A 10,706-nucleotide genomic window follows, 5' to 3' on the forward strand; every position below is an offset into this window, starting at 1 on the left:
TTTTATACATGATTTATTACTTTGTAATTATCTCAATATTATATTCCATAATGTTGTTTCTCTTTGGTGGTTATGAATATAAAGAAGAATTAGGATATGTTAATGGTATTAATTCATTTTTTTATCAAAGACAATTTGGAGTCTCTCCATTTTATCGAATGAGTTCATTTTTTGATAATCCTAATCAATTTGCTATGTGGATTATTGTCGGTGCATTTTCTGGATTGACACTATCTAAATTGAAAAGAACAAATAGTATATATTTCTTGTTTTTTATTTTAATAGCTTTGTTATTAGCTTTTTCAAGGGCTTCAATCTTGGCATTTATAGCTTTCTTTAGTTTTTACTTTTCAATTAAACATACAAGACGATTTTATTTAGTATTATGTTTTTTTATGGTGTTCTCTATTTTTTTTAGTATGTCTTCTCTTCATATTATTGATGGCTCAAGTGAAAGATTATCAGTTGACTTAAACTCTAGAGGAGATGCATGGGATTTGTTAATTGATTCTTTTTATAATAATCCTATGTTAGGAGTTGGCTTTGGATTACTAGATGAAGTGATTTTGAATAATCAAGGTGTAGAGTTTTCTGCCCACAATGTACATTTGCAGTTTTTAAGTGAAGTTGGTATTACCGGTTATTTTGTTTTTATAACATTAGCTTTATTACCTATATATTATGGTTTTAAAGTTTATTTTCTTAATGAAGGGAATAACAATGATGTTATTTTGTTATCTATTTCATGGTGCTTTTCATTGTTGATTCACCAGATATTTGAAAATACATTATTTAGGTCTGGATTCTTTACTTTATTTTGGTTTTATATTTGTCTGTCTATATTTAGATTGAAAGCTTTAAATAAATAATATTAGGAATGAATGTGAATATTTTACTTGTTATTACTGGTCTTGAGGTTGGAGGAGCGGAACGTCAAGTTATTGATATCGCTGATGAGCTAATATCGCATGGGCATAAGGTTACTATTGCTTATTTTCTGGGAACTGCAAGACTAAGACCCAAAAAAAATGAAGTGAAGCTAGTTGAATTAGGCAGTGGTAAAAAAAACATTTGGGCATTTCTATTTGGCTTTTTAAGTTTAATATCTTTGATCAAGGCTTTGAAACCTGATGTGGTTCATGCTCACATGTTTCATGCAATAATTATTTCTAGATTGATAAGGATATTTATTAGAATTCCACGATTAATTTGCACCTCCCATAGCAGCTATGATGGAGGTAGGTTAAGAATGCTTTGCTATAGAATAACTTCTTATTTTGGTGATGAGTTTACCAATGTAAGTCAAAAAGCTGTAGATCAACTTGAAGATCGTGGAGCTGCAAAGAAAGGTTCGATGCTTGCCATTTTAAATGGTATTAATATAAATAACTTCAGCTATTCAAGTGAAAAAAGATATTTTATTCGGCAGGATTTTTTTGAAAGCACACAAATATTACTTTCTGTTGGCCGATTTCATAAAGCAAAGGATTATCCAAATTTATTACAAGCATTCTTCTTAATATGTAAAGTTAGAAGTGATGTTGAGCTTTGGATCGCAGGTGATGGCCCATTAAAAAAAGAAATGGTTGCTTTAATTAAATCATTAGGATTGGAACGAAAAGTGAAATTATTAGGAATTAGAGATGATATTCCCTATTTAATGAATGCTGCTGATATTTATGTTCTTTCTTCTGCTTGGGAGGGGTTTGGGTTAGTTGTTGCGGAAGCTATGGCAACTGAACGAGTGGTAGTGGCAACTGATTGTGGAGGTGTAAGAGAAGTAGTTGGAGATTGTGGATTTTTAGTTCCAGCTTCTGATTCTATTTTATTATCGGATGCTCTTAATGATGCTTTAAGGCTGAATAATAAATCACGAGTAAAGTTAGGGAAAAGTGCCAGATTAAGAATTAAAGAACACTATAGCATCAATGTAACAGTACAAAAATGGTTAGATATTTATATAGGAAGACCAAATTGAAAATTATAGTTATTGGAGCATTACCGTCATCGTTGTACAATTTTCGTGGGCAATTACTTAAAATTTTAAAAAGTACGGGCTTAGAGATTACCTCATTGGCTTCTGGTGCCAAACAAGAACAAATTAATACGATTGAATCTCTTGGTTCTAAGTATATTGACGTTCCTATTATTCGTAATGGCTTAAGTCCTACCCAAGATATAAAAACGTTCTTTAGTCTCCGCTCTATTTTTAAGCAACAGCAACCAGACGTAATTTTAGCGTACACCATCAAACCTATTATTTGGGGCGGTTTAGCGGCTCGTTTTGTGCCTAATTGCCGCTTTTATGCTTTAGTGACTGGCCTTGGTTTTGCTTTTCAAAAAGGCTCTTGGAAAAAGAACCTGTTAATGAAGTTAGTGGCGTTTTTGTATAAAGCCGCACTAAAAAATGCTGAAAAAGTCATTTTCCAAAATCCTGATAATCGTCAAGTGTTTATTGACCAAGGTATTGTACCAGAACATAAAACCTGCGTGGTTAATGGATCTGGGGTGGATGTTACTCACTTTGAAATTAAGCCGCTAACCTCAGAACCTAGATTTTTGTTGATTGCTCGCTTGTTGGGTGACAAAGGAATAAGGGAATATATTGCCGCTGCCGATATGGTGAAGCAGCAATACCCTAATGCTTATTTTCAATTGGTTGGCCCGGAAGATCCGTCTCCAGATGGTATTTCATTAACTGAATTAGAGCAGTTAAATGCTAATCATTCAGTGGATTATGTCGGAGCCACGAATGATGTACGCCCTTATATAGAAGGTTGTAATATTTTTGTATTACCCTCTTACCATGAAGGGTTACCAAGAACAGTACTTGAAGCTATGGCAACCGGTCGTCCTATCTTAACAACCGATGTTCCGGGATGCAGAGAAACCGTTGTTAATGGCTATAACGGATTTTTAGTTGAAAAAGCCAATGCTGATCAATTAGCTGAACAAATGATTTGGTTTATTGAACATCAAGATTCATGGCAAAAGATGGCGACTAATAGTAGAAGCATGGTGGAAGATAAATTTGATGTTCATAAAGTGAATAAGGAACTAATGAAGATCATGGAATTAGATAAGGATATATGATGAAACGACTCTTTGATTTCTTAATTGCTTTATTGGCATTACTTGCTTTGTCTCCAGTTATCATCATCACCGCAATTTTTATTCGCTTTAAATTAGGGTCGCCGATTTTATTTACCCAAGATCGCCCAGGCTTGAATGGCAACGTGTTTAAGATGATGAAGTTTCGTTCCATGTTAGATGCGCAAGATACCAAGGGTAATCCTCTGCCCGATGAGCAACGAATGACAACTTTTGGTGCTTTATTGCGTTCAACCAGCCTGGATGAATTACCGGGCTTAATTAACGTATTAAAAGGTGACATGAGCTTGGTGGGTCCTAGACCACTTAGAGTGGAATATTTACCACTTTACAATGAAGAGCAGTCTAAGCGGCATAATGTACGGCCGGGTATTACCGGTTGGGCTCAAGTGAATGGACGTAACGCAATTAGCTGGGAGCAAAAGTTTGAATTAGATGTTTGGTATGTTAATAATCAAAGTTTCTTGTTAGATTTTAAAATTCTTTTATTAACGGTAAAAAAAGTATTAATTAGAGATGGGATAAGTAGTTCGGAGAGTGTCACTATGACTAAATTTGAAGGGACTAAAAATGATTAATTCACTTATTATTGTTGGTGCGAGTGGTTTTGGCAAAGAAGTCGCTTGGCTTGCAAAAAGATTGAAATTAAATATTCTTGGTTTTTTAGATGATGATGAAAACCTCAGTGGTTCAACATTATACGGCTACCCTGTATTAGGTTGTATTTCTGATTGGCATCATTATGAGGATCATGTTTTTTCTGTTGCTATTGCTTCCCCTCGTATTAGAAAAAAAATAATAACTCAAATGATGGCTAGTGGTAATCCTAATTTTCATACTCTAATTGATCCGAGTGTTCAGGTTGAGGGTGAAGTTAATAATATCGGTTCAGGAACTATAATCTGTGCAGGTACAATATGCACCGCAGATATTAATATTGGTCACTTCTCTATTATTAACAAACAAGTATCAGTTGGTCACGATGTGAATATTGGTGATTTTTGTACTATAGCTCCTCAGGTTATGCTTGGTGGTCATTCTATTATCGGTGATGGTTCTGAAATTGGCGCATCCACTTCGATACGTCAAGCTAGTGTTGTTGGGTCTGGTGCTAGTATTGGCATGGGAAGTGTGGTTGTAAAAAATATTGATGCTAATAGTCTTTATTTTGGATCTCCAGCAACGAAAGTAAAATCACTTACTGTATTTTAGTTGTTATTTATTGACTCTTTTTATAATTATTTTATTGGACTTAATTAATCTAAAGCTTGAGGTAGATTCCTGATGTCGCCTATGGCTCATCAGGAATGGCGGCTTTTAGAATATTGATTTTATCTTTTGTAAGGACTCTTCATGTTAAACACTCCTTTTTCTCCTTGGCCTTCTTTTACTCAAGAAGAAGCCGATGCGGTTAGCAGCGTGTTGTTATCAAATAAAGTCAATTATTGGACAGGTCAAGAATGTCGTGAATTTGAAAAAGAATTTGCAGCATGGAGTGATTCTGACTATGCGATTGCAGTGGGGAATGGAACGCTGGCGTTAGATCTTGCTTTAAAAGCATTAAATGTGGGCGAAGGTGATGAAGTTATTGTTACGCCTCGCACTTTTTTAGCGTCGGTTTCCAGTGTGGTAACGGCAGGGGCAACACCTGTTTTTGCCGATGTTGATCTTAATAGCCAGAATATAGAAGCTTCCACTATTGAAGCTGTGATTACTCCAAAAACCAAAGCGGTGATCGTGGTGCATTTGGCGGGCATGCCTGCGGATATGGATCCCATCATGGCATTGGCTGAAAAACACGGCTTTTATGTGATTGAAGATTGTGCTCAGGCGCATGGCGCGAAATACAAAGGGCGCAGTGTTGGGTCGATTGGTCATGTTGGTGCTTGGTCTTTCTGTCAAGACAAGATCATGACCACAGGCGGTGAAGGCGGCATGGTCACCACTAACGATAAAACTTTATGGTCTGCCATGTGGAGTTATAAAGACCACGGCAAAAGTTTTGATGCGATCTATAATAAACAACACCCCCCAGGGTTTCGCTGGTTACACGAAAGTTTTGGAACGAACTGGCGCATGACAGAAATGCAAGGCGTGATTGGTCGTATTCAGTTAACTCGTATGAGTGAATGGACAGCCGTTCGACAAGCTTATGCAAAACGCATTGATGATGTCGTGGCCGATTTACCCTTGGTACGTCGTGTTAATGTAATGCCTGAGGTTGAACATGCTGAATATAAACACTACCTATTTGTTAAACCAGAACAGCTAAAAGAAGGTTGGAATCGTGATCGTATTGTTGACGAGATTGTTAAACAAGGAGTACCAGCCTTTCAAGGAAGTTGTTCTGAGGTTTATAATGAAAAAGCATTTGAAGGTACAGGGTTTAAACCTGAGCGTGCCTTACCCAATGCCAAGCAGTTAGGGGAAACTAGCTTAATGTTTTTGGTGCATCCAACCTTAACAGAAGCAGAAATTGAATTAACGGTCTCGGTTATTCGTACAGTGTTAGTTCAAGCCCAAGTTTAAATAAAGCAGGGTTAAATCAGCAGTATAGTTATCACACTAACAAGGATTGTTGGTAACTGAATACGTTTTTATTCACAAAGAAACCTTTGATGCTTTCTTTGTATTACTTTGAAGAATTTTAATATGTCTAAATTTATTCAGAAATTTAATTATATATGGGGGTTGCCAAGGCCAGTAAAGCGAATAATCAGTTTGTTGATTGATTCGTTTTTTATTACCGTGGCATTTTACTTTGCACATTGGATTCGTTTAGCTGATTTAAGTAGCCTAGATGCAGGTAATCATCTTGTATTAATATCAACGATTCCTATTACGTTGTTAATTTTTACCAAGTTAGGCTTATATCGCGCCATTTTACGTTACCTAAACTTTAAAGCGATTATAAATATTACATTTGGCTCGATGTTGTCTGCATTGTTAATCATTTTATTTGCTTACTTTTATAATGCCGATGTACCCCGCTCGATTCCATTCATTTATGCTGCTCTGATGTATATGCTGTGTGGTGGCTCTCGCATGTTTATTCGTAATCTCACCATGACCCATCTTGGCCTCGTAGGTAAGCGAGAACCCGTGTTGATTTATGGGGCTGGAGATACTGGCCGTCAATTAGCACTTTTAATGCAGCCTTCTAATTATAAAGTGGTTGGATTTATTGACCAAGACCCTACATTAGCCAATACGGTTATTTCTGGTATTGCCGTTTATGCCCCAAATAGTGTGGAAGCATTAATTGCTAAATATAAAATCAAAAAAGTCCTGCTTGCGGTGCCTTCTGCCACTCGTATTCAACGTCGAGATATTATTAATACTTTGTTGGAATACCCACTTGAAGTTCAAACTGTACCGGCAATGATTGATATTGTGACCGGAAAAACCAGCATCGATCAATTAATTGATGTGCCGATTGAAGATTTATTAGGGCGAGAGGCGGTAGTACCTGATTCGAATTTGCTTCAATCGAATATTAAAGACCAAGTGGTGATGGTGACAGGTGCCGGAGGGTCGATTGGTTCGGAATTATGCCGTCAGATCATTAAGCAGCAACCTAAAACCTTAGTACTGTTTGAGTTGAGTGAGTTTGGGTTGTATGCCATCGATAAAGAGCTGACAGAACTGGTTGAGCTTGAAGGGTTAAGTGTCAATATTGTTCCTTTACTTGGTTCTGTTCAGCGTATTAACCGTTTAGTGGCAGTAATGAGTTCTTTCCAGGTAGATACTGTGTATCACGCTGCGGCTTATAAACATGTACCATTGGTGGAATATAACGTGGTGGAAGGGGTGCGCAATAATGTGTTTGGTACGTACTATACCGCCAAAGCTGCGATTGAAACTGGCGTGAAGAATTTTGTTCTAATTTCGACAGATAAAGCGGTCCGCCCGACCAATGTGATGGGTGCAACCAAGCGCATGGCCGAATTGGGCTTACAAGCTTTAGCTGAAAAAGAAATGAAGAAGAAAGAGCAAAATCAACCATTTGTACGTTTTAGCATGGTGCGTTTTGGTAACGTGCTAGGCTCTTCTGGTTCAGTGATCCCATTGTTTAAACGCCAGATTAAATTGGGCGGCCCGATTACAATCACTCATCCAGAAATCATTCGCTACTTTATGACGATCCCAGAAGCGGCTCAGTTGGTTATTCAAGCTGGCGCAATGGGGAAAGGGGGCGATGTCTTTGTGTTGGATATGGGCGAGCCTGTTAAAATTGTTGACCTTGCTACTAACCTAGTACATTTGTCGGGCTTAGACATTAAATCGGAAGATAACCCTAATGGCGATATTGAATTTAAATTCACTGGGTTAAGACCAGGTGAGAAGCTGTTTGAAGAGCTGTTGATTGGTGATGATGGTGTACAAGAAACCGAGCATAATCGGATCATGACCGCTAATGAAGTGTATTGGAGCAATGATAAATATTGCGAATTGATGGGGAAATTAGATACAGCTTGTCATGAATTTAACCATGAAGAAATTCGTCAATTGTTGCTTGAAGCACCAACAGGTTTTAATCCTTCAGATTGCATTGGCGATTTGGTGTGGCAAGCTCGTTCAAAGGAAAACAAAGCATTCCCAGTTTTTGAACAATATGATGGGCTTAGGCTAGTCGGTCAAAAGTTCACTCAGTAAGCTTAGGTTTGTTAAATATTTAGGTTTGTTAAATATTTAGTTTATTAAGCAGGTATAAAAGCGAAATTGTCATAGCCATCGGGGTATCTCGTTGGCTTTTTTTATGTGCGTTGAACTAGAAGGTTGTTGAATTAAAGGTTTCATAGTATTGATAGGTTTGTTATAAAAGTGTGACGGTTTGTTTGATTATCCTAAATTTTGGTCGTTTTGATTCGATTTGGTTGATTATCATACAAAAGGTACAGCAGGCATTTGGATGTAGCCTGGTTTATAACAATAAATACGGATGTTATTATGAAAAAAATTCTTCAAGTGGCCGCTCTTTCGGCATCACTTTTTGCTGCAAGTTCTGCGATGGCAGATACAACACTTCAAAACATTACAAAATCGGGCGAATTGCGTGTGTGTTTTGATGCCGGTTATATGCCTTTTGAGATGAAAGCTAAAAATGGTGAGTTCATTGGTTTTGATGTCGATTTAGGCAAAATGTTAGCTAAATCGATTGATGTGAAATTCACGCCAGTTAACACCTCGTGGGATGGCATTATTCCAGCGTTGATCACCAATAAATGTGATGTGATCATGGGCGGCATGACGATTACTGCTAAACGTAATATGCAAGTGAACTTCACCCAACCTTATGTGGTTATCGGCCAAAGTATTCTGCTTAATGCGAAGCACAAAGGTAAAATCACCAGCTACCGCGAGCTTAACGATCCAAAATACACCATTGCGACTAAGCTAGGCACCACAGGTATCGTGGCTGCGGATCGCTTCCTTCCTAAAGCCAAGCAAAACAAATTTGAAACCACTGCGGATGCCGCGTTAGAAGTGTCGAACGGTAAAGCTGATGCGTTCGTGTACGACTTACCATTTAATGCTATTTATACTGCGCAGCATGAAAGTGAAGTGACACACTTAGATACGCCATTTACCTTTGAGCCGCTTGGTTTTGCTATTCGTCAGGGTGATCCTGATTTCTTAAATTTCCTAAATAACTACTTAAACCAGATCAAGGGCGATGGCTCTTACGATCGTATTTACGACAAATGGTTTAAGTCAGCATCTTGGCTGGATAAAGTTCAGTAATAACGCGACATAACGGTGGGGATTTTCCCCTGCCGTTTTCGTCATCTGTTTTTTAAGTTGTTAATCAGATCGTTATAATTAGAGAGCTATTATGCAACCTAGACCGAATAAAGTTTTTTGGAACCTTGTCTTCGTCGGCATTATTGTCGCGATGTTTTCCCTTGTTTATTTATCAACCTCACGCATCAATTACCACTGGAATTGGGAGCGTGTCCTTCCTTATATTGTCAATGTTCAACCAGAATCGATCCTTGCGCCTCTAGATGGCGACATTGTTAAGGATGCTAAAGGTAAGCTGATTTTACAATCGGTTGCTGGTGATGAGTTGATGGATTTATCTAAATTTAAAAACCTGCACGTTTCCGATGGCGATTTGGTATTTGAAGGCGACACGTTAGCAGAACGTAGCCAATGGCATTTAGGCACCTTGAGTAAAGGGGTAATAGTGACCATTCAGTTGTCATTATTGTCTTTGGTGTTTGCGGTGGTGATTGGCATGGTGGTGGCGCTGATGCGTTTATCCAGTAATATTGCGTTGCGTAATTTAGCGATTAGTTATATTGAAGTGATACGTGGTACGCCTCTGTTGGTACAAATATTTATTGTGTATTTCTTCATTGGTACGGTTTTAGATTTAGAACGTTTTACCGCTGGTGTGGTGGCGCTCTCTATGTTCACTGCGTCTTATGTGGCCGAAATAATTCGTTCTGGTATTCAGTCTATTCATAAAGGGCAAATGGAAGCGTCTCGTTCTTTGGGGATGAGTTACCCGCAAGCCATGACGTACATCATTTTACCTCAAGCGTTTAAGCGGGTTTTACCGCCAATGGCGGGGCAATTTATTAACCTGATTAAAGACTCTTCTTTGGTGTCGGTGATTGCGATTACCGATTTAACCAAAGCTGGACGTGAAGTGGTGAGTGGCAGTTTTGCACCGTTTGAAGTGTGGTTTACTGTGGCATTGTTGTACTTGATCTTAACCGGCAGTTTGTCGTGGGCGATTCAAGTGTTAGAGAAGAGGTTAGCAGTCAGTGATTAATTCTAATGAAACCTATTCACCGACCTTACAAGGTGAGCCGATGATCGTCGCGGAGAAGATCAATAAAGTGTACCCAAATGGCTGCCATGCGTTAAAAAATGTGTCTGCTTCGGTTAAGCGTGGTGAAGTGGTGGTAATTGTTGGGCCTTCGGGATCTGGTAAGTCTACTTTTCTGCGTGCGCTGAATCAGCTAGAAACCATTAATGACGGTAAAATCGAAATTGATGGTACGGATATGTACGCACGCAAAACCAATATTAATACTTTGCGTGAAAACGTCGGCATGGTGTTCCAAAGCTTTAACCTGTTTCCGCATAAAACGGCATTAGAAAATGTAATGCTCGCACCGATGGTGGTATCAAAGCGTAAAAAGTCGGACGTGGAAGTTGATGCTAAAGCTTTAATGGCAAAAGTGGGTTTGGCCGATCGCATGAATAACTACCCGAACCATTTGTCGGGTGGCCAACAGCAACGTGTAGCAATTGCTCGCGCATTGGCGATGAAGCCCCATATTATGTTATTTGATGAACCAACTTCGGCGCTTGATCCTGAAATGGTAGGGGAAGTGTTAGAGGTCATGAAAAGCTTAGCTAATGAAGGCATGACAATGGTGGTAGTGACACATGAAATGGGCTTTGCTCGTGAAGTCGCCGACCGTGTTTTGTTTATGCAAGATGGCGAGTTGCTGGTGGATTCAAGCCCTGATGATTTCTTTGATAACCCGGAACACCCACGCTTGCAGCAGTTTTTGTCTATGTTGTTGTAGAAGATTCCTGATGTCGCCTACGGCTCCTCAGGAATGACGGGGTGT

10 protein-coding genes are annotated in these 10,706 nt (G+C 38.6%); all 10 read left to right on the top strand.

Annotated features, from left to right (window positions below; genetic code table 11):
• Window positions 1–869: O-antigen ligase family protein (locus A1QC_RS06905; RefSeq protein WP_017024497.1), on the top strand; the 869-nt coding region annotated here is incomplete at its 5' end.
• 14 nt (window positions 870–883) lie between these two features.
• A complete protein-coding gene (locus A1QC_RS06910) occupies window positions 884–1,978 on the top strand; it encodes a glycosyltransferase (protein WP_017024498.1) in 1,095 nt (364 codons plus the stop codon).
• Window positions 1,975–3,093, top strand: a complete 1,119-nt coding sequence (locus A1QC_RS06915; protein WP_017024499.1) for a glycosyltransferase family 4 protein — start codon at window positions 1,975–1,977, stop codon at window positions 3,091–3,093. Before A1QC_RS06910 ends, A1QC_RS06915 begins: the two co-directional genes overlap by 4 nt.
• Window positions 3,093–3,689, top strand: coding sequence for a sugar transferase (locus A1QC_RS06920; protein WP_017024500.1), 597 nt, complete (start codon window positions 3,093–3,095; stop codon window positions 3,687–3,689). The genes A1QC_RS06915 and A1QC_RS06920 overlap by 1 nt, the downstream gene beginning before the upstream one ends.
• Window positions 3,682–4,323 (top strand): acetyltransferase, encoded by a 642-nt coding sequence (locus A1QC_RS06925; RefSeq protein ID WP_017024501.1) that lies wholly within the window; start codon window positions 3,682–3,684, stop codon window positions 4,321–4,323. The genes A1QC_RS06920 and A1QC_RS06925 overlap by 8 nt, the downstream gene beginning before the upstream one ends.
• Before the next feature lie 141 nt (window positions 4,324–4,464).
• Window positions 4,465–5,640, top strand: a complete 1,176-nt coding sequence (locus A1QC_RS06930) for a DegT/DnrJ/EryC1/StrS family aminotransferase (RefSeq protein WP_017024502.1) — start codon at window positions 4,465–4,467, stop codon at window positions 5,638–5,640.
• Window positions 5,641–5,775: 135 nt separating this feature from the next.
• Window positions 5,776–7,767 (top strand): polysaccharide biosynthesis protein, encoded by a 1,992-nt coding sequence (locus tag A1QC_RS06935; protein ID WP_050990313.1) that lies wholly within the window; start codon window positions 5,776–5,778, stop codon window positions 7,765–7,767.
• Between the two features lie 294 nt (window positions 7,768–8,061).
• The gene (locus A1QC_RS06940) at window positions 8,062–8,856 is read left to right on the top strand and encodes a transporter substrate-binding domain-containing protein (protein ID WP_017024504.1); all 795 of its coding nucleotides are present in this window, start codon (window positions 8,062–8,064) and stop codon (window positions 8,854–8,856) included.
• 91 nt (window positions 8,857–8,947) lie between these two features.
• Window positions 8,948–9,895 (top strand): amino acid ABC transporter permease, encoded by a 948-nt coding sequence (locus A1QC_RS06945; RefSeq protein WP_017024505.1) that lies wholly within the window; start codon window positions 8,948–8,950, stop codon window positions 9,893–9,895.
• Window positions 9,896–9,935: 40 nt separating this feature from the next.
• The gene (locus A1QC_RS06950) at window positions 9,936–10,661 is read left to right on the top strand and encodes an amino acid ABC transporter ATP-binding protein (RefSeq protein WP_026025740.1); all 726 of its coding nucleotides are present in this window, start codon (window positions 9,936–9,938) and stop codon (window positions 10,659–10,661) included.
• The last annotated feature ends 45 nt before the right edge of the window (window positions 10,662–10,706 follow it).

Origin of the sequence: Vibrio rumoiensis 1S-45 (assembly GCF_000286955.2) — a bacterium.
In the GTDB taxonomy this organism is placed as follows: Bacteria; Pseudomonadota; Gammaproteobacteria; order Enterobacterales; family Vibrionaceae; genus Vibrio; species Vibrio rumoiensis_A.